The following is a 19870-nucleotide window of genomic DNA, read 5'->3' as shown; positions in this document are numbered from 1 at the left end:
CTGGTCACGGGAGGAAGCATGGACTTGATCTTGTGGCGCCACGCAGAAGCCGAACCATCCCAGCCCGGCCTGGAAGACCTGGAACGCACGCTCACGCCCAAAGGACATAAGCAGGCGCGGCGCATGGGCCAGTGGCTGGATTCCGTATTGCCGGAAAATTGCCGCATCCTGGTCAGCCCGGCCACGCGCACGGTGCAGACTGTGGCGGGATTGGGACGCAAGTACAAGGTCCACCCCGACCTGGCGCCGGGGGCGGACGCCGGCGATATCCTGAAGGCGGCCAACTGGCCGTCGTCGAAGGAATCGGTGCTCATTGTTGGCCACCAGCCTACGCTTGGCCAGGCTGCAGCCCTGTTGATGACAGGCGACGATAGCGATTGGGAGATGAAAAAAGGCGCTGCGTGGTGGTTTGTGCAGCGTGAAGCGGGCGATCCATCGAGCTTTTACCTCAAGGCAGTGATGCAGCCTGACCTCGTGACGAAATAGATCTTTCTGCTGGGCTTGTAATTGCTTAAATGGATGCTAGAGTTTAATTGTATCAACTCTAGGGAGCAGCCTCCGGAAACGTCGGCTGGTTTGTTATGTGGGTATTGTTCACCATGGGCATCTTCGGCGCCATGATCGCGTTAATCGCGTTCGAAATTGTCGCTGAATATCGCGGCGGACATCATAGGTTGGTCGACCGCTACCACGAGTAGCTTTGCGCTTCTGCAGAAGCGAGGCTCCGCAACAGATCCTCCGGGATTCTGGTGTCGGGGCCTTCAGTCTTTATGGGGTCAGGCAAACAGGTCGAAGAGCGACGAGGCGCCGCCCAGTTGCTCGTCCTGCGTATAGAGGCGCACCAGTGCCTGTGCTTGCACCGTGAGCATTTGGGCCATGGAGGATTTGCGGCTTTGCAGGGTATCGACTTCGCGGTCGGCCTGCGCCAGGGCTCGCGATACCACGCTGCGTTCGCCACCGAGGCTTTCAAGGCGCGAACCAAGGGCATCGGCCAAGCCCCTGCCCTCGTTGGTGAAGACCTTGGTCACCGCATCTGGGTTGGCGTTCATCGCGGCATTCAGGATTCCATTATCCAGCTTGAGGCGGCCATTCGTGTCGACCGACAGGCCGACATTGGCCAGCGCCTCGCTGCTGCCGCCCGCTGAACGCAGCAACTGATCGAGCTGGGTGCGTACCTGGCCCAGCGCCGGATTGCCGCGCAGCGCGCCTCTGCCCAGGTTGTCCAGCCGGTCCTGCAGCGCGTTGAAGCCCTTGACGAAAGCTTCCACGTTCTTGGCAACCTGGCTGTTGTCGCGCGCGATGGTGACCGTGGTGTCGCCTTCGTCGGTCAGCTTGAACGTGACGCCCTCGATGGCCGACTCCACAGTGTTGTCGGCGCTCTTGATGGTCTTGCCGTCAACGGTCAGGACGGCGTCCTGCGCCGCCTGGGTCTGGGTCGCCTGGCTGAACAGGCTGCGGATCGTGGTGTCGCCTGCTACTGAAATGCTGAGCTTGCTCGCTTCACCGCTGGCACTGCGCAATTGCAGCGCCGTGCCGGTGCTGGAGCGCACCAGGCTGGCATCGACGCCCGCCTCCTTGAGCGCATCGGCGATGCCCTGCAAGGTGTTGTTGCGGCTATCAATCGTGATGGTCTTGCTGCTGTCGCCGGTGCCGATCCGGATCACGGCCGGCGAGCCGGTACCGAGCCGCGTATCAGCGGTCTGCGCTTCGGGGCTGATGAGGATTTGCTGCTGGGCCAGTTGGCTGACCTTGACATCATGCGAACCGGCCGCCGCCGAGGCGCTAGTCGTCACGCCCAGCACGCCGCTCGCCGAACTGCTGCCGCGCGTGCTAAGGCCGGTACCGGCGAGGCTTTCTGCAATATCCTGGAACACCGACAGAGCCGATTGCAGCTGTCCCAGGCCGGAAAAACGCGCCTGGGTCAGGCTGATGCTTGCGTTGAGCTTGGCCGCGGCACTGCGCTGCGGCGCCAGCGTCTGTTCGACCCGGGCTAGCACTGCCTCCGACGGCGTACCAATGACGCTGGCATTCCCCAAGCCCAGCGAGGTCCCGTACATTGTGCTTAGCAAGCTGCTCACATAGTCCATAACCTAATATTAGCGCATGAACTTGGTTATTGCTCCGGCTGCTTCGTTGTCGAGTGGCGCAAAAGTGAAACCGATCTTGAATTCGTCGCCGCTGAAAATGCAATTGTTGACCTTGCCACGCGTATTGACGATTTGCGGCTTGCCATCGACCAGCATTTCGAACACGATCTGGCCGCTGGCCCCGACTTGCACCTTATGTTCGGAAGTCAGGGAAATGCCCGCCAGGCCGAGGTCGAAGGTACGTGCCGCCATCGGCGCGCCGCCGTCCATCACGATCATTGCCCGTACGCGCAGGATTTTACGGGCGCCTTGCCTTGAATCTACTAACAATTTCTTGTCCGGTTTCTGGTTGGAATCGAGCCTGTTATTGTAGCCAATATTTCGTAAAAATCTACATTACTGCAGCTCGCGCAAGCGATTGAATGCGTCGTCGATGCGCTCGACCGCAATGATGGTCATGCCTTCGATCGGCTGCTTGGGCGCATTCGCCTTGGGAATCATGGCGATCGAGAAGCCGAGCTTGGCCGCCTCGCGCAAGCGCTCCTGCCCGCGCGGCGCCGGCCGGATCTCGCCGGCCAGGCCCACCTCGCCGAATACCACGAAGCCATTCGGCAGCGCCTTGTTGCGCATCGAAGAATTGATCGCCATCAGGACCGCCAGGTCGGCGGCCGGTTCGGTGATCTTTACCCCGCCCACGGCGTTGATGAATACGTCCTGGTCGAAGGCCGCAATGCCGGCGTGCCGGTGCAGCACGGCCAGCAGCATGGCCAGGCGGTTCTGCTCCAGGCCGACCGACAGCCGGCGTGCGTTGGGCAGGTGGCTGGTATCGACCAGGGCCTGCACTTCCACCAGCAGCGGGCGCGTGCCCTCTTGCGTCACCATGACGCAGGAACCGGGCACCTGGTTTTCATGCGAGGACAGGAACAGCGCAGAAGGATTCGATACGCCCTTCAGGCCCTTTTCCGTCATCGCAAACACGCCCAGTTCATTGACCGCTCCAAAGCGGTTCTTGATGGCGCGCACCAGGCGGAAGCTGGAGTGGTTGTCGCCCTCGAAATACAGCACGCAGTCCACAATGTGTTCCAGCACGCGCGGACCGGCCAGCGAGCCCTCCTTGGTGACGTGGCCGACCAGGATGATGGTGGTGCCGCTCATCTTGGCCACGCGGGTCAGCTGGGCCGCACATTCGCGCACCTGGGCCACCGAGCCGGGCGCCGAGGCCAGCGCATCCGAATACAGGGTCTGGATCGAGTCGATCACCGCCACCTGCGGCTTCAGGTCGGCCAGCGTGCCGAGGATTTTCTCCAGCTGGATTTCGGCTTGCAGCTTGAGGTCCTTGGCATCGACCGCCAGGCGCTTGGCGCGCAGCGCGATCTGGGCGCCGGATTCCTCGCCGCTGACATACAGCACGCTCTTAACCTTGGACATATTGGCCAGCGCCTGCAGCAGCAGTGTCGATTTGCCGATGCCGGGGTCGCCGCCGATCAGCACCACGCCGCCCGCCACCAGGCCGCCGCCCAGCACGCGGTCGAATTCTTCAATGCCGGTGCCAAAGCGCGGCACGTCCAGCGCTTCGATATCCTGCAGCGACAGCACGGGCGCGGTCTGCGCCAGCGACTGGTGCTGGGCCTGCGAGAAGCGGTTGGCGCCGGCGGCTTCGATCACCGTCTCCACCATGGTGTTCCACTGCTGGCAGGACGAGCACTGGCCGGTCCACTTGCTGCTGATGCCACCGCATTCGCTGCAGGTGTAGTTGGTCTTTGCCTTGGCCATCTGCTTACGCCTCGATCACACGCACGCGTTGCGCCAGGGCGCACATCAACTCATAGCCGATGGTGCCGGCAGCCGTCGCCACGTCATCGATCGGCATGCCTTCGCCCCACAGCACCACCTTGCTGCCGACGCGCGCATCTGGAATATTGCCCAGGTCGACCGTCAGCATGTCCATCGAGACGCGGCCTACGAGACGGGTGCGCACGCCGTCCACCAGGACCGGCGTATCGACCGGCGCGTGGCGCGGGTAGCCATCGGCATAGCCGCAGGCCACCACGCCGATGCGCATGGCGCGCTCGGCCTTGAAGCGGCTGCCGTAGCCGACATAGTCGCCGGGGCCGATTTCCTGCACGCCGATCAATTCGCTGGAGAGGGTCATGGTCGGCTGCAGGCCGAATTCTTCCGCCGTCTGGCCGCCGGGGGTGCCGCCGTACAGCATGATGCCCGGACGGATCCAGTCGGTCGCCAGGCTGGCGCCCAGCTCCGGCATATGCAGGATGCCGGCCGAATTGCACAAACTGCGCGGGCCCGGCAAGCCGGCAGTGCCCTCATTGAAGCGGCGCACCTGTTCCGCCAGCGGCATGCACGGGTGGTGCAGTTCGTCGGCGTTGGCGAAGTGGGTCATCAGGGTAATGGTGCCAACGTGCGGGATGGCGCGCAGGCGGGCGTGGGCGGCGGCATATTCGCCTGGCTTGAAGCCGAGGCGGTTCATGCCGGTGTTCATTTTCAGGTGCACATTGAGCGGGCGCCCCAGCGGTGTGCGCTCGAGCATTTCAAGCTGTTCGATGCAGTGAACGGCGCCTTCGATACTATGTTCCGCCATTGCCAGCAAGTCCGCGGTGTCGAACCATCCCTCTAAAAGAAGAACAGGCTTGCTCCAGCCCATCTCGCGCAGTCGCACCGCGTTGTCCGGTTCGATCAGCGCCAGGCCGTCTGCGGCGGCGAAACCGCGCATGCCACGCTCAAGCCCATGCCCGTAGGCGTTGGCCTTGACCACTCCCCAGGCCTTGGCGCCCGGCGCACAGGCCTTGGCGCGCTCCAGGTTATGTTGCATTGCAGCGAGATGGATGTGCGCGACGATGGGCCTTGGCATGTCTAAAACCGGCAGAATAAGAAAGCAGCATTCTACCTTTTGTACCTGCCGGATGCTGGCCGAATTCTTGGGAAACCTTACTTTCCATGGTATAAAGCATGCCGAGATTATTATCTGGCGTCCTGAATGAATCGTGGTTTCTATACCATCATGGCCGCGCAGTTCTTTTCGTCGCTGGCAGACAATGCGCTGCTCATCGTGGCAATCGACCTGCTGGTGACCATGCAAGCTCCGGCGTGGGTCACCCCATTGCTGAAGCTGACTTTTGTGCTGTTTTACGTGCTGTTGGCAGCATTTGTAGGCGCTTTCGCTGATGCCTTGCCGAAGGGCCGGGTCATGTTCATTTCCAACCTGATCAAGATCTTCGGCTGCGCACTGATTTTCTATCATGTGCACCCGCTGGCCGCCTATGCGGTGGTCGGTTTTGGCGCGGCTGTGTACTCGCCGGCCAAATACGGCATCCTGACCGAACTGCTGCCGCCGGAAAAGCTGGTGGTAGCCAATGGCTGGATCGAGGGCCTGACCGTGAGCTCCATCATCTTCGGCATTGCCATGGGCGGCGCCCTGATCGGCGGGCCCGTTGCTGCGGCGCTGCTCCACTTCGATTTGCCGGGCATCGAAACGGGCCTGGACACGACGGCCGAAATCGCGCTGGCAGTGGTCGGCGTCACTTACCTGCTGGCGGCGCTGTTCAACCTGCGCATTCCGGATACGGGCTATGTCTACGAGCACCAGGAGCGCCACCCGCTGCGCCTGATCACCGAGTTCGCCGGCTGCTGCAGCATCCTGTGGCGCGACAAGCTGGGCCAGATTTCGCTGGCCGTGACCACCCTGTTCTGGGGCGCCGGCGCGACCCTCCAATTCATCGTGCTGGAATGGGCCAAGCAATCGCTGGGCATGCCTTTGAACAAGGCGACCAGCACCATCGCCATCGTTGCCGTGGGCGTGGCAGTGGGCGCCGGCATGTCGGCGCGCTTCATCACGCTGCGCAAATCGCTGACGGTGATCCCGCTGGGAATTGCCATGGGCATCATCGTGATGGGCATGATCTTCGTGCATGACGTGCGCCTGGCCTATCCCCTGCTGCTGGTCGTCGGACTGCTGTCGGGCTTCTTCGTGGTGCCGATGAATGCGCTGCTGCAGCATCGCGGCCATGTGCTGATGAGCGCAGGCCACTCCATCGCGGTCCAGAACTTCAACGAGAACCTGTCGATCCTGACCATGCTTGCGGTGTACTCGCTGATGGTGAAGCTGCACCTGAGCCTGAATACCATCATCGTGCTGTTTGGCCTGTTCGTCGCCGGCTCCATGCTTGGCATCATGCGGCTGCATGCGGCTAACCAGCGTGAGCACGACTCGCTCAGCCTGATCGGAGAGCATAAGCACTAAGGCGATGAAACGAGGTTTCTATACCATCATGGCGGCGCAGTTCTTCTCGTCGCTGGCCGATTCGGCGTTGCTGATCATCGCAATCTATATGTTGGGAGCCATGAAAGCGCCGGCGTGGATGACGCCGATGCTGAAGGAGACCTTCGTCCTGTTCTACGTGCTGCTGGCTGCTTTTGTCGGTGCCTTTGCCGATGCCCTGCCCAAGGGCCGCGTCATGCTGATCGGGAACATGATAAAGATTTTCGGCTGCGCCCTGTTCTTCTACAACGTGCACCCATTGGCCGCCTATGCTGTCGCAGGCCTGGGCGCTGCGATCTATTCGCCGGCCAAGTACGGCATCCTCACGGAACTGCTGCCGCCCGAAAAGCTGGTCGCAGCCAACGGCTGGATCGAAGGCTTGACCGTCAGCTCGATCATCCTTGGCACCGCGCTGGGCGGCGCCCTGATCGGCGGCCCGGTCTCGGCGGGCCTGCTGGCCTTCGACGTGCCTGGCATCGACACCGGCTTCGACACGGTCGGCGAGATAGCGCTGGCCTGGGTGGGCGTGGTCTACCTGCTGGCGACCGTTTTCAACTTGCGCATACCGGACACCGGTTATGTCTATGAGCGGCAAGAGCGCAACCCGTTCCGCCTGGTGCGCGATTTCGCGGACTGCTGCGGCATCCTGTGGCGCGACAAGCTGGGCCAGATTTCCCTGGCGGTTACCACCCTGTTCTGGGGCGCCGGCGCGACCTTGCAGTTCATCGTTCTGGAATGGGCCAAGCAGTCGCTGGGCATGCCGCTGAACAAGGCCACCACCACCGTTGCCATCGTGGTGGTCGGCGTGGCGCTGGGCGCCGTGCTGTCTGCGCGCTTCATTACCTTGCGCAAGGCGCTTTCGGTGATTCCGCTCGGGATCGCGATGGGTGTGATCGTGATGTCGATGATTTTCGTGCACGACTTGCGCATCGCCTATGTATTGCTGCTGGTGGTCGGCGCTTTGTCGGGCTTCTTCGTGGTGCCGATGAATGCCTTGCTGCAGCACCGGGGCCACGTGCTGATGAGCGCCGGCCACTCGATCGCGGTGCAGAACTTCAATGAGAACCTGTCCATCCTTACCATGCTGGCCGTGTATGCCACGATGGTGAAGCTTGGCCTGGGCCTGAACACCATCATCGTACTGTTTGGCTTGTTCCTGGCGGGATCGATGCTGGCCATCATGGCGCTGCATGCCGCCAACCAGCGCAAGAAAGATTCGCTCGGCCTGATCGGCGAGCACCACTAGGACGGCAGGCCTCCGTCGCTGCGGCGCGCCTGGGCACGGGCGCGCCAATCATCCGGCACCACAAAGCCGCGCTCCACTTCTTCCAGCCAACCGCCCTCTTCCCGCACCGTTGCCACCAGCACGGGGCCTGGATCGGCGACGAACTTTTCCGCCAGTACGTCCAGCAACGCAGCGCGCGTGAGCGGAGCCGGCGTGGGCGTGCTTTCGCTGCGCTGGACTGGCGTGCGCAGCGGCGCCAGCCATTGCAGGCGCGGCATGACGATGAATTGCTCGCCTTGCGCGGCGGCTTGTTCGCTGTGGGTGCGCCAATAGCCGCGGCAGTGTTCAGGCGAAATGCCTTCGATCTGCGGCGCAGCTTCGGTGGCATGGTAGAACAGCCAGCCCTTGACCAGGGCCTGGGCCCGGGTGACGGGCGCGGGTGCGACTTTTTGCGCGATCGGGTGCTGTGATAGCTGCAACTGGGCGTTGAAGATCTTGTGCATCTTCAGGCCCAGCGTGTCGGCCAGGTTGGGGCCGACCAGGCGATTGTAATTCCCGGAATCCGGGTCGCCGTCCAGCAGGTAGAACTTGGTGGCGAACTCGATGTGGCGCAAGCTTTCGCTGCCCTTCTCGCGCAGGAGGAAATCGAATTCGCCAATGGTGCCGTTCCTGCCGTCGCGGACTTGCAGGCCGTGGGCAGCCAGCGCGCCGTGCTGGGCGAAGTAGAAGGCCATCAGCTTCTCGGCATACAGGCCAAGGCGCGAGTAAAAACGGTTGCCAAGGGCGTCCTCGAGCGGCGCAGGATCGGCGTCAAGGTCGTCCAGCCAGTTTGCCACCGCGGCCGTCATGGGGCCGAGCGTGGCGATCTTGCCCTGCCAGTGCGGGCTGTTCGGGTCGAGCAGGTCGGGCGAGTCGAGCAGCCAGGCCAGCGCGCGGACGTGGGGCCGCGCGAGATGGCCCCATTTGCGGTGGAATGTCCTAGCGTCGGCCGGCATGCGCGGCTTTGGCCAGACACAGGTCCTGCCATGCCTTGGCCTTCTCTTCCGGCTTTTTCAGCAGGTCGGCCGGGTGGTAAGTAGCGACGACCGGCACGGCGCCGTGCAGCATGATGCGGCCGCGCGCGGCGCCGCCAAGCAGGCCTTTGCCGGTGCTGTGGCCGAAGGCGACAATGACTTTTGCCTGCGTCAGTTCCAGTTCGCGCTGGAGGTATGGGCGGCAGGCCTGCAACTCTTCGGCGCCTGGCGCGTGCGGGGCGTGGCATTTCACCAGGCTGGTGAGGTAGGCGCCCTTTTCCGCTACCTGGCCGACGGCCTTCAGCATGTTGTCGAGCAGGTAGCCGGGATCGCCGGCGAACTGGTAACCTTCCGCATCCTCAGCCTGGCCTGGCGCGGTGTCGAGGGCGATCCAGGTCGCCTGCTCGTCGCCGCGGCCCGGGACGGCTTGCTGGCGGGTCTGGCAGCGGCCGCAGCGGGTGCAGGAGGCGATTGCTGCTTGCAGTGCAGGCCAGTCCATCTGGGCGATTTGTTCATCCGTTGCACCGCCGGGCGCCGGGGCGCTGGCGACGGCCGTGGCAGCGCCGCGCGGCGTTTGCTCCTCGTCGAACCAGGATGGCGGCTCGTCCATCGGGATATCGTCGTAGGCTGGGACGCCGGCAGTGCGCGGCGGCGTTGGCGCGGGCCTTGCTGCCGGCGCAGGACGCTGTGGCGGCGTTTCGGCGGGCTGCTCCGGAGCCGCCACTTTCTTGCGCTGCGGCTTGTATTCCGGCGTTGGGGCGTCGTCAAACCAGGACATGTCCTCGCCTGTCGATGCAATGCTTGGCGTGCCGGGCACGCGAACCGGTGCGGCCGGAGCCGGAGCGGCCTGCGCATCAGGCGCAGGCGGGATCGGCGGCGCCTGGCGCGCGCCTGTTGCCGCCCCTGGCGCCGTGGAAGCTGCGCGCGCGGCAGCGGCGGCGGCCGGCGATTGGGCGTTGGCGGGCGGGCGCGGTGGCGCGGCGGGAGCGAGTCCTGCGGCCGGCGCAGGGTCAAGGGCGGCGGCTTCCTGCTGTGCGGCAGGCAATTGCTGGCCGGCAGCGGGAGCGAATTGCACCGCGGCCGGCGCAGGTTGTGCGTCGGCGAACGCGTCATCCACTTCACCGGCGCCGGCTGCATCAGCCGCAACCGGGCGATTGCGCAGGCGCCACTGCGGCCCCACGCCCATCTCCTCCAGGAACACGGCAGACCGGCGATCGCTCATAGGCCAAAACGCATCACGATAGCGTCCTCGCGGGTTGAATCGGCAGCGGGATAATAGCCTTTGCGGCGGCCGATTTCGGCAAATCCGTAGCGCTGGTAGATCTCCAGGGCGCGCACGTTGGAAGGCCGCACTTCCAGCAAGATCGACTCCATGCCAAGGCCGCGCGACAAGGCGACCGCCTGGTTCACCAGCAGCCGTCCCACGCCGCGGCCTTGCCAATTGCGCGACACGGCCACATTCAGCAGATGCGCCTCGTCGACAATTCCCATCACCAGGAAATATCCCATCAACTGGCGATCCTGCGCGCGCAGAATCCAGGCGTGATAGCCCTGCGACAGCGAATCGGAAAAATTGGCGCGGCTCCATGGGTAGGGGTAAACCTCCTGCTCCACCGCCACCACCTCATCGAGGTCGCTTTCCTGCATTGGCTCGTAGATTAGCCGGGCCAGGTCCCATAACTGATGCATCATGCCTGCGACGCCTTCATCTCTTCACGTTCCGCCTTGGTATAGGCAACCTTATTGCGCAAGTACAGCGGCTGCGCCTGTGCCGCAGGCACGGCGTGGCCGGCGGCGAAAGCAGCACGCCCGAGCTGCGCAACCTGCACCGCATGCGGCATCACTTCGCCGTCGGCGCCATCGGCAAAGGCCTGGCCGACAAACGCCTCGGCATAGGCGGCGAAGCCATTGCCGCAGGCGCGCGCCGGGCCGGCCGGAGCGACACCGGAAGGAGCCGACAATGCCGGAGGCAGGATCGCAACCGGCAGGCCGCCTTCAAAACGGTATAGGGCCCAATAGACCTCGTTCATGCGCGCATCGAGCACCGTGAGGACTTCGCCGGAGCCGTGGCGTTCGCGGCAAGCCAGCGCCATGGCGTCCAGCGTGACGACGGGCAGCAACGGCAAGCCGGCGCCAAAACCAAGCCCCTGGGCGATGCCGCAAGCGGTGCGCACTCCGGTAAACGAACCGGGGCCCGCGCCATAGGCTATGGCATCGCAATCGCGCAGGACAATGCCTGCCTCGGCGAGCAATTCCTGGACCATGGGCAGCACTGCCTGCGAGTGGGTGCGCACGCCGGACGATTCGCGGAAAGTCACGCGCTCCCCGCGCAACAGGGCGCAGGAAGCCATTTCAGAGGATGTTTCGATTGCAAGAATGGTAGCCATGGCCGGTATTTTACCCTGTGGGCATGTACAATAGCACCCCATGCACAGCACTACCCTACATGCCGACAACCGCGCCGAAGTAGCCGCCGCGCTGGCGCAGAACCACCTGGTCGTGGCCTGCCTGTGCGCCGCCTGGTGCGGCACCTGCGCATCCTACCGCGCGGTCTTCGAGGAACTGGCAAGCCGCCACCCGGACAAATACTTCCTGTGGGTCGATATCGAAGACCACGCCGACCTGGTCGGCGACCTTGATGTCGAAAACTTCCCTACCCTGCTGATCCAGCGCCACGAGCACGTGGCCTTCTTCGGCACCATGCTGCCCGATCCGAAGGTAGCACACCGCCTGATCGAAACCCAGGCCGAACTCTCCGACGAAGAACTGGAACGCCAGGCGGCGTCCACCCCGGAACGCCGCCAATGGCAGCAGGAATGCAACCTGCGCGCCCTGTTAGGCCAAACGTAAGGGAAGGCTGCGCAGGCGCTGCCCCGTCAGCGCGAACACCGCGTTTGCCACGGCCGGCGCGATCGGCGGGGTAGCAGGTTCGCCGACGCCTTCCGGCGGCTCGGCGCTCAGCACGATCACCGTTTCCACCAGCGGCACCTCGTTCATGCGCAGCACCGGATAGTCGGCGAAATTGCTTTGCACGACCTTGCCGTCCTTGATGGTGATTTCACCGCCCAGGGCCGCCGACAGTCCATAGACCACGCCCGATTCCACCTGCTGCGCAATGATGTTCGGATTGACGGCGATGCCGCAGTCGATCGCGCACACCACGCGATGCACGCGGATCTGCTTGTCTTGCACCGACACCTCGGCCACCTGCGCGACGATGGTACCGAAGGACTGGTGCAGCGCCACGCCATACGCGCGCCCTTCCGGCGCCTTGCCCGCCTTGGAGATGGCCGCGTTCAGCACCGCCAGGTGGCGCGGGTGGCCAAGCAGCATGGTGCGGCGGAATTCCACCGGGTCCTTGCCGGCCGCACTGGCCATTTCGTCGACAAAGCTCTCCTTGAAGAAGGCGTTTTGCGAATGGCCTACCGAACGCCAGTTGCCCAGCGGGACGGCGCTGTCCGCCACGACGTGGTTGATCTGCTGGTTCGGGATTTCGTACTGCATGTCGTACACGCCCTCGGCAGTCGAGCGATCCGGCCCTGCCGCGGGCATGCGCAGGTTGCGCCTGGTGAACTGGTGGGTCAGCGCGCCGCCGGCCGTCTTGGCTTCCCAGGCAATGATATTGCCGGCCGCATCGAGGCCCGCGGTCATGCGCGCCACCGCGGCCGGACGGTACACGTCGTGCGTGGTGTCGTCTTCGCGGCTCCAGATCACCTGCACCGGCAGGCCCTTGGCTTCACGCGCAATGGCAACCGCCTGCGCCACCATGTCCATTTCCAGGCGGCGGCCAAAGCCGCCTCCCAGCAGGTATTCGTGCAGGATCACATTGGCTTCACTGACGCCGCCGACGCGCGCGGCAGCGGCGCGGGCAAAAGTCGGCGCCTGCGTGCCGACCCATACCGTGACCTTGCCGTCCTTGACCTGCGCAGTGCAGTTGATCGGCTCCATGCAGGCATGCGCCAGGTAAGGCACGCGGTACACCGACTTGATGGTGCGCAGTGCGCTGGATGCCTGCGCCATGTCGCCGCGCTTGTGGTAGTTGTCGCCGTCCTCCGCCTCCAGGGCGTTGGTCAGCGATGCATAGATTTCCTCGCTGGAGAGCTTGGCGTTCGGGCCTTCGTCCCAGCGGATCGGCAGCGCGGCGGCTGCCTGCCTGGCCTGCCAGTAGCTGCGCGCAAGGACGGCAACGCCGGCCCCGGCGCCATAGTTCTCTTCGATGGCATTGGAAAAGTCGATCACCGACAGCACGCCCGACATCTTCACCACCTCGCCCGGCGTCACGCCTGCGACCTTGCCGCCCACCACGGGCGACATGCGCACCGCTGCATACACCATGCCCTCGGGGCGCACATCGATGCCATACAGCGCCGTACCCTCCGACTTGCTGCGCGAATCGCGGCGCGGCACGCTGGTGCCGATCAGGCGGAAGCTGTGCGGGTCTTTCAGGGTCACCTTGCCCGGCTGGCCAAGCGCAGCGCGCGCGGCGACCACGCCATAGCCGACCGATTTCTTGCTGATGTCGTGATACAGTACGCCGTTCTCGGCACGCACCTGCTCCGGCGGCACCTTCCATTGCTGGGACACTTCGGCAACCAGCATGGCACGCGCCGTGGCGCCGGCCTCGCGCATCGAAGTCCAGGCATCTTTCACGCTGGACGAGCCGCCGGTAATCACAATGCCCATCTCGCGCGCCACCTTGCCCAGCATCCAGCTCGCCAGCTCGCGCGAGCGGCCGGTATCGTCCGGATGGAACGGCAGGGTTTCACGCATCACCGCCAGGTTGGCGTAGATCTTGTCGGCCGGCGCCTGGATGACCTTGATCGCGTCCAGGCTCACATCCAGCTCCTCCGCCACCAGCATGGACAGCGCCGTGTGCACGCCCTGCCCCATTTCCGCACGCGGCATGGCCAGTTGTACGCTGCCGTCGGGGGCAATGGCGATCCAGCCATTCAGGGCGACAGCGCCGTTTTCAAGCGGCAGCGGCGCCTGCCCGCGCACGCGCTGGCGCGGCGGCATCACGCCCCAGCCCACCACCATCGCCCCGGCGACGGCAACGCCGCTCAGCAGGAAACGGCGACGGGAAAATTTCTTCGGTTTGAGCATGGCACTCTCGTTAAGGCAGCCAGCGCTGCAGCAAATCCTCCGGCATGACCGGACGGCTGTAATAGAATCCCTGCGCCTGGTTGCAGCCGTGGCGCAGCAGGAAGGCCGCCTGCTGCTCCGTCTCCACGCCTTCGGCGATAACGGACAGGTTCATGCTGCGCCCCAGCTGGATAATGGCAATTGCGATCGCCTCGTCGTTGACGTCGGTCGAAATGTCCTTGATGAAGGAGCGGTCGATCTTCAGAGTCTGCACCGGCATCTGCTTCAGGTAAGCCAGGGACGAATAGCCGGTGCCGAAATCATCGATCGCCAGCGACACGCCAACCGCGTGCAGATCGTTGATGAAGCCCAGCGCATCGCCGGTATTCATGATTACCGACTCGGTCACTTCAAGTTGCAGGCGATGCGGCTCCAGGCCGGTTTCACGCAGGATGTCGGCCACGGTGGTGACCATGCTGCCGCGCTCGAACTGCTTGGCGGACAGGTTGACCGCGATCTTCGGCACGTGCAGGCCGGCCTCCTGCCAGCGCACCATCTGCCGGCAAGCTTCGTACAGCACCCACTGGCCCAGCTGGCTGATGAAGCCCGTATCCTCGGCCAGGGGGATGAATCGATTCGGCGGCACCAGCCCCAGTTCCGGATGGTTCCAGCGCACCAGGGCTTCCACGCCCAGCAGCTTGCCGGTATCGATTTCCACCTGCGGCTGGAAGTTCAGGAACACTTCCTCTTTCTCGATGGCGCGGCGCAAATAGGTTTCCAGGCGCAGGCGCTCGACGCCCTCGCCCGACATGGAAGGCTGGTAGAAACGGTAGCCGTTGCGGCCGCGCGCCTTGGCCTGGTACATGGCCACGTCGGCATTACGGATCAGCATATTCAGGTCGCTCGCATCGGTCGGGAACACCGAGACGCCGATCGAGCAGGTCACGAACAGTTCGTGGCCCGCCACCATGAAAGGATGTTCGAACATCGTCACCAGCTTTTCAGCCACCTGGCCGGCGCCATACTGGCCTTCCACATCCTCGAGCAGCACGATGAACTCATCGCCGCCAAGGCGCGCCAGGGTGTCGCCTTCGCGCAGTTTTTCCGACAGCGCATGCGCCACCTGCTTCAGCAGCTCGTCGCCGATGTGGTGGCCCAGGGTGTCGTTGACGTTCTTGAAGCGGTCCAGGTCGATGAACAGCAGCGCCAGCTGCTCGTTGCCACGCGTGGCGCGCTGGATGGCGTGCTGCAGGCGGTCGTGGAACAGCAGGCGGTTCGGCAACTGGGTCAGGGCGTCGTGGTGGGCCAGGTGGTCCAGCTTTTCCTGCGATTGCTTGACCAGGGTAATGTCGCTGAACACGCCGACATAGTGGGTCGTCACGCCGCGCGTATCGCGCACCGCGGTCAGCGTCAGCCACTCCAGGAACAACTCGCCGCTCTTGCGCATGCTCCAGATTTCGCCGCGCCAATAGCCATGCTCCACCAGCTCTTTCCACAACTCGGCGTGGAAGCCTTCGTCGTGGCGGCCGGAGCGCGTAAGGCCAACGTCGTGGCCCAAGGCTTCCGCTTCGGTGTAGCCCGTAATCTGGGTGAAGGCCGGGTTGACCGCCACGATGGTGCCCTTGTCGTCGATCACCATCACGCCGTCGGCGATGTGTTCCAGCACGGTGGCCGACAGGCGCAGTTTTTCTTCCGCTTCCTTGCGGGCGCTGATGTCGGCATAGACCCAGATCGAACCTTCGTTCGGGCGGTTCTGGTCGATGGCGCAGCCGGACACCATGCACCAGAACAGCGAGCCATCCTGGCGCCGGTAGTTGCGCTCTTCGCTGAAGTACTCGCCGCTGCCCAGGGTGGAATACTGGCGCGCGCCGGCCGATTCGAAATCGAAGGTGGTGGGGAACACGATGGCGGTGGAAGCGCCGATCATCTGGCCGGGCTCATAGCCGAATAGCTCTTCGCAGCGGCGGTTGACCGAGACGATGGTCCGGTGGCGCACGAACATCACGCCGAACATCACGTTATCCAGGATCGCACTCTGCTCGGCCAGCAGGGCTTCGATGCGCATTTCGTTGTGCTTGCGCTGGCTGATGTCGGAGATGATGCCGTCCACCCAAGGCGCCCCGCCCGCCTCCACCGCCTGCGGCTGGCCATTCTCGGCCACCCAGCGCTCGGTGCCGGTGGAGTCCATGATGCGATATTCGATTTCGTAGGGCTTGCCGTCCTGGATCGCCTGCACCACCACGCGGCGCTGGCGTTTGCGGTCTTCAGGACAAATCAGGTTGGCCCAGGCGTGCGTGGTGCTGCGCATGAACTGCGACGCCGAATAGCCGGAGATCTCCTCGATGGCGTCCGATACGAAATCGATCGGGCCGTCGGGACGGAAGCGGAACACGGCGCCCGGCACCTGGGTCACGATGGTGCGGAAGCGCTCCTCGCGCTGGGCAATATCTTCAAACAGGTGCTTGATCGCCACTCGCATCTGGTCCAGCTGGCCTGCCAGGCGCCCCAGTTCATCGCTGCCGCTCAACTCCATGCGTGTTTCGAAATCGCCATGCGACAGGCGGTCGGAGAAGCGCATCAGCTTGCGCAAGGGCTTCAGCAGGCGCTGGTTCAGGAACAGCACGATCAGCAACAGCGACACCGTGAGCTGGGCCGCCAGCACGAAGACATAGGAAAGCTGCTTCTCGCGCAATTCCTGCTGGCTGCGGGCGTCGTCCATCTCGACCATGATCTTGCCGATCTTTTCGCCGCGCACCGTGATTTCACGCTCGGCCCGCACCACGTTGCCGATGGCGCGCTTGGGCGCTTCGACGTGCATGAACTGGGTGTCGGCCTGGCCGGTGACCTGCACCTGCAGCACCGAGCGGTCGCGCATGACGGATTCGACCAGCGAGTGAGCCGATTCCGCATTCATGTTCCACAGGGATTCCTGCATGCCCAGGGCCAGGATGTCGGCGTTGCGCTGCAGCGATTCGTTGAGGGCGGTCTGGGCGGACTTCTGTTCGTGCACCCCGATCAGCAGGTAAGAGCCGATAATGGCAGGAATCACCAGGCCGCCGAATACCACCAGTAACAAGGCGCCATAAATCGACAGCCCATACAGAGCGCTCAGGCGGGACCTTAATTTGTTATAAAAATTCCGAGCCATTCAGCGGGTCTGGTGGAAAAGATTATCCAGCAGCAATTATGCACGTAACGCGCTATCATCGCTACTCTATATCAGAGGAGTTTACCCATGTCGTTTTCCATGTATTCCGCTTCGATTCCGGTGTTCCGCCAGATCCTCGGCAGCCTGTTGGCCATCCTGGACAAGACCGAGGCCCACATCGAGGAAAAGAAGATTGATCCGAATGCCCTGCTGCAGTTCCGCTTGTTCCCGGACATGCTGCCTTTTACCCGTCAAATCCAGATTGCTACTGACTTTGCCAAGGGCGCAGGCGCAAGACTGGCCGGCGCGGATGTGCCGGTTTACGAAGATACTGAAAAGACCATTGGTGAATTAAAACTGCGCATCCAGCGCACGCTGACTTTCCTGGACTCGCTGCCGCGCCAGGCGATTGAGGATTCTGCGCAACGTTCAGTGACTACTGGTAGCGGAGAAAAGGCCAAGCAGTGGGTTGGCCAGGAGTATTTGATGCATTATGCGTTGCCGCATTTCACCTTCCATGCGACCACTGCGTACAACATCCTGCGCCATAATGGGCTGGAGATTGGGAAGAAGGATTTTATTGGGTCGTGGAAGGCTGAGTAAAACCGGCAAACCCGGGTCTGACCCGCAGGGTCAGACCCTGTCAGATTGTCGGCCTCGGGCGTAGGTTCTGGGCCTTTGACGTTCGTCGAAGATCAAAGGCGGACAACCTTAACCCCTGGCCGCGAAACCGTTAAGGGTCTGACCCTGCGGGTCAGACCCTGAATTACCGGTTTCAGGAATTCCGCCGCGGATACCCCTGCGCCAGAATCCGCTGCCAAACCTTCTCCTTCTCCTCCGCACTCATGGCCACCCAGTGCGCCACCTCGATATAAGTGCGCCCGCAACCGCGGCAGATCTCATCAAAGGTCGTCGAGCAAACCGCCACGCAAGGCGTATCCGGCCGCTCAGGTAATTTCTCTTCCGCCATCACTTCACCTGCAAGCCCAGCTTGTCCCAACCCTCATGGCCGAGTTTTTCCATGGTGTCGATATTCTTCTCGAAAATATCGGCCGCCTCCGGGAAAGCCTCCACCGCCTTGTCGATCGAAGCCTCGCGCAGCAGGTGCAAGGTCGGATAAGGCGAACGGTTCGTATAGTTCGAAATATCGTTCTTGTCGGTATCCGCGAACTGGTATTCGGGATGGAAGCTCGCCACCTGCAGTTCGCCATCCAGCTTCAGCTCTTCCAAAGCTGCGTCCGCCACATCCAGGAATTCGTTGTAATCCCCAAAATCCTGCAGCACCAGCGGGTGGATCAGCAAGGTCGTGTCGACCACTTCCGGATCTTCCTCAGCCAGGAATTCCAGCTCCTTGATCAGGTCTTCCAGCAATTCCTCAGGCGAGGAAGCCTCCGACACGACATAGCGCACCTGCTTTTTCACGTGCACGGCCTTGGCGAAGGGGCACAGGTTCAAACCGATGACCGCCTTCTCCAGCCACTGCTCGGTTGCCGCGATAACGGCTTCGTAATCCACTGGGGTGTTGCTCATTTATACATCCAAAAGTCGTTATCCAAGACACCAATTATATAGCTTGATCGACATAATTATCCAAGAAAATCAGGCACATAGCGAATTTTTCCTTGACTCGACAAGGTTTCAACCCTACACTCCGCCATTAGATAGTCCGCCCTTTGTTTCCACAAGACAACTGCGAAACGCTATGCAAGAACGAATCAAAAGTGCTGTCCTGATCGCTTTGGCGCTGAGCGCCGCGCTCCCGGCAGCCTCCTCCCTGGCCTCCACCGACGCCGCGAAATCCGTGGTGATGCAGGTGCCTGCCGTGGAAGAATACAAGGAAACCGACGTCTGGGGCCGCATCCGCTCCGGCTACGCCATTCCCGACGTGAACAACGAGCTGGTCGCCAAGCATGTGAAGTGGTACGCCGACCGCCAGGATTACCTCGACCGCACTACCGCCCGCGCCTCGCTCTATCTCTACCACGTGGTGGAAGAGCTGGAAAAGCGCGGCATGCCGACCGAACTGGCCCTGCTGCCCTTCATCGAATCCGCCTTCAATCCGCAAGCCCTGTCGACCGCCAATGCCGCCGGCCTGTGGCAGTTCGTGCCGGGCACCGGCCGCGACTACGACCTGAAGCAGAACGCCTTCAAGGATGACCGCCGCTCCGTGCTGGCTTCCACCGATGCCGCCCTAAGCTACCTGCAGCGCCTGTACACCATGTTCGGCGACTGGCACCTGGCCCTGGCCGCCTACAACTGGGGCGAAGGCAATGTGCAGAAAGCCGTCCAGCGCAACCGCGCCGCCGGCAAGCCGACCAATTTCGAAAGCCTGGCCGAACTCATGCCGGCCGAGACCCGCAACTACGTGCCGAAGCTGCAGGCGGTGAAGAATATCGTCGCCAACCCGTCGCAATACGCCGTCCACCTGCCGGTGATCGACAACGAGCCGTATTTCACCGCGATCGACAAGACCCGCGACATCGACATGGCGCTGGCTGCCAAGCTGGCCGAAATCTCGGTCGACGAGTTCAAGGCCCTGAACCCGCAGTTCAAGAAGCCCGTCATTACCGGCAACGAGCAGACCAAGATCCTGCTGCCGACCGAGAATGCCGCCAAGTTCGCCGCCAACCTGGCCTCGTGGACCCACGCCCTGTCGAGCTGGACCACCCACAAGATTTCCAGCGCCCGTGAGAGCATTGCCTCCCTGGCCCGCAAGTTCGGCACCACCCCGGATGCCATCCGCCAGGCCAATAATATGCCGCAACGGTCGGTGCTGAAGGCTGGCTCGACCATCCTGGTGCCGAATATTTCCGCCTCCGCCGCCGGCCCGGACATTTCGACCGACGTGATTGAAAACGCCGTGATGGCCGTGGAAAACGAACGCTCCGGCCCAAAACGCAGCAACTACCGTCAAGCCTCCTCATCGCGCGGCGATTCCAAGCCAGCGGTCAGCATGGTAAAGGCACGCGTGAAGCGTGACGAAGCCGGCAAATCGAAGTCCCGCCGCAGCAATTAACCGTGTTGCCAACACGCTACCCCTTG

18 protein-coding genes are annotated in these 19870 nt (G+C 63.1%); 6 read left to right on the top strand and 12 right to left on the bottom strand.

The genetic code is table 11. The features are described 5' to 3' along the window. The first annotated feature begins 18 nt into the window (after nt 1–18). A complete protein-coding gene (gene sixA / locus ACN9MY_RS13450; protein WP_426171320.1) occupies nt 19–486 on the top strand; it encodes a phosphohistidine phosphatase SixA in 468 nt (155 codons plus the stop codon). A gap of 290 nt (nt 487–776) precedes the next feature. On the opposite strand, the gene fliD is transcribed toward sixA, so the two are convergent. The 4 genes from fliD to alr all read right to left on the bottom strand — a co-directional run bounded on the left by fliD (nt 777) and on the right by alr (nt 4953). Further along, entirely contained in the window at nt 777–2069 is a 1293-nt protein-coding gene (gene fliD, locus ACN9MY_RS13445; protein ID WP_426322966.1) for a flagellar filament capping protein FliD, read from the bottom strand. Between the two features lie 27 nt (nt 2070–2096). Further along, nucleotides 2097–2417, bottom strand: a complete 321-nt coding sequence (locus ACN9MY_RS13440; protein ID WP_426171317.1) for a PilZ domain-containing protein — start codon at nt 2415–2417, stop codon at nt 2097–2099. A gap of 66 nt (nt 2418–2483) precedes the next feature. Then, nucleotides 2484–3860: a DNA repair protein RadA gene (gene radA / locus ACN9MY_RS13435; protein ID WP_130313671.1), complete on the bottom strand. Its 1377-nt coding sequence runs from the start codon at nt 3858–3860 to the stop codon at nt 2484–2486. Between the two features lie 4 nt (nt 3861–3864). Then, nucleotides 3865–4953, bottom strand: a complete 1089-nt coding sequence (gene alr / locus ACN9MY_RS13430) for an alanine racemase (RefSeq protein WP_426171316.1) — start codon at nt 4951–4953, stop codon at nt 3865–3867. Nucleotides 4954–5079: 126 nt separating this feature from the next. Between alr and lplT (ACN9MY_RS13425) the strand changes: the two genes are divergently transcribed. Together lplT (ACN9MY_RS13425) and lplT (ACN9MY_RS13420) are read left to right on the top strand one after the other, a co-directional pair. Continuing rightward, nucleotides 5080–6342: a lysophospholipid transporter LplT gene (gene lplT, locus ACN9MY_RS13425; RefSeq protein WP_426322963.1), complete on the top strand. Its 1263-nt coding sequence runs from the start codon at nt 5080–5082 to the stop codon at nt 6340–6342. Nucleotides 6343–6346: 4 nt separating this feature from the next. Then, nucleotides 6347–7606 carry a lysophospholipid transporter LplT gene (lplT, locus tag ACN9MY_RS13420; RefSeq protein ID WP_426171313.1) on the top strand — a complete coding sequence of 420 codons (1260 nt, stop codon included), beginning with the start codon at nt 6347–6349 and terminating at the stop codon, nt 7604–7606. Here lplT (ACN9MY_RS13420) and ACN9MY_RS13415 read toward each other — a convergent pair. The 4 genes from ACN9MY_RS13415 to tsaB are packed head-to-tail and all read right to left on the bottom strand — an operon-like array spanning nt 7603 to nt 10985. Beyond that, nucleotides 7603–8580 (bottom strand): DUF1853 family protein, encoded by a 978-nt coding sequence (locus tag ACN9MY_RS13415; protein ID WP_426322961.1) that lies wholly within the window; start codon nt 8578–8580, stop codon nt 7603–7605. The two genes, lplT (ACN9MY_RS13420) and ACN9MY_RS13415, sit on opposite strands and share 4 nt — an antisense overlap. Then, the gene (locus ACN9MY_RS13410; protein ID WP_426322959.1) at nt 8564–9820 is read right to left on the bottom strand and encodes a uracil-DNA glycosylase; all 1257 of its coding nucleotides are present in this window, start codon (nt 9818–9820) and stop codon (nt 8564–8566) included. Before ACN9MY_RS13410 ends, ACN9MY_RS13415 begins: the two co-directional genes overlap by 17 nt. Next, nucleotides 9817–10287, bottom strand: coding sequence for a ribosomal protein S18-alanine N-acetyltransferase (rimI, locus tag ACN9MY_RS13405; RefSeq protein ID WP_426323748.1), 471 nt, complete (start codon nt 10285–10287; stop codon nt 9817–9819). The genes ACN9MY_RS13410 and rimI overlap by 4 nt, the downstream gene beginning before the upstream one ends. After that, on the bottom strand, nt 10287–10985 hold the full coding sequence (gene tsaB / locus ACN9MY_RS13400) for a tRNA (adenosine(37)-N6)-threonylcarbamoyltransferase complex dimerization subunit type 1 TsaB (protein ID WP_426322957.1): 699 nt from the start codon (nt 10983–10985) through the stop codon (nt 10287–10289). The genes rimI and tsaB overlap by 1 nt, the downstream gene beginning before the upstream one ends. Before the next feature lie 40 nt (nt 10986–11025). Between tsaB and ACN9MY_RS13395 the strand changes: the two genes are divergently transcribed. After that, nucleotides 11026–11448, top strand: coding sequence for a thioredoxin family protein (locus ACN9MY_RS13395; protein WP_426322955.1), 423 nt, complete (start codon nt 11026–11028; stop codon nt 11446–11448). Here ACN9MY_RS13395 and ACN9MY_RS13390 read toward each other — a convergent pair. Beyond that, nucleotides 11434–13701: a molybdopterin cofactor-binding domain-containing protein gene (locus ACN9MY_RS13390; protein WP_426171304.1), complete on the bottom strand. Its 2268-nt coding sequence runs from the start codon at nt 13699–13701 to the stop codon at nt 11434–11436. The genes ACN9MY_RS13395 and ACN9MY_RS13390 overlap by 15 nt on opposite strands. Before the next feature lie 10 nt (nt 13702–13711). Next, nucleotides 13712–16828 (bottom strand): EAL domain-containing protein, encoded by a 3117-nt coding sequence (locus ACN9MY_RS13385; protein ID WP_426171302.1) that lies wholly within the window; start codon nt 16826–16828, stop codon nt 13712–13714. 87 nt (nt 16829–16915) lie between these two features. On the opposite strand from ACN9MY_RS13385, the gene ACN9MY_RS13380 reads away from it, so the two are divergent. Continuing rightward, the gene (locus ACN9MY_RS13380; RefSeq protein WP_426322952.1) at nt 16916–17431 is read left to right on the top strand and encodes a DUF1993 domain-containing protein; all 516 of its coding nucleotides are present in this window, start codon (nt 16916–16918) and stop codon (nt 17429–17431) included. 172 nt (nt 17432–17603) lie between these two features. On the opposite strand, the gene ACN9MY_RS13375 is transcribed toward ACN9MY_RS13380, so the two are convergent. Together ACN9MY_RS13375 and ACN9MY_RS13370 are read right to left on the bottom strand one after the other, a co-directional pair. After that, on the bottom strand, nt 17604–17798 hold the full coding sequence (locus ACN9MY_RS13375; RefSeq protein ID WP_426171300.1) for a DUF1289 domain-containing protein: 195 nt from the start codon (nt 17796–17798) through the stop codon (nt 17604–17606). After that, the gene (locus ACN9MY_RS13370) at nt 17798–18358 is read right to left on the bottom strand and encodes a DUF1415 domain-containing protein (protein WP_426322950.1); all 561 of its coding nucleotides are present in this window, start codon (nt 18356–18358) and stop codon (nt 17798–17800) included. Before ACN9MY_RS13370 ends, ACN9MY_RS13375 begins: the two co-directional genes overlap by 1 nt. Nucleotides 18359–18530: 172 nt before the next feature. Here ACN9MY_RS13370 and ACN9MY_RS13365 point away from each other — a divergent pair, with 172 nt between their 5' ends. Continuing rightward, on the top strand, nt 18531–19844 hold the full coding sequence (locus ACN9MY_RS13365) for a transglycosylase SLT domain-containing protein (RefSeq protein WP_426322948.1): 1314 nt from the start codon (nt 18531–18533) through the stop codon (nt 19842–19844). Nucleotides 19845–19870 lie beyond the last annotated feature (26 nt).

Origin of the sequence: Pseudoduganella sp. R-31 (genome assembly GCF_049913235.1) — a bacterium.
GTDB lineage: Bacteria > Pseudomonadota > Gammaproteobacteria > Burkholderiales > Burkholderiaceae_D > Rugamonas.
Note: the sequence above shows the minus strand (reverse complement) of the source record. Positions and strands in the feature narration are given on the sequence as shown.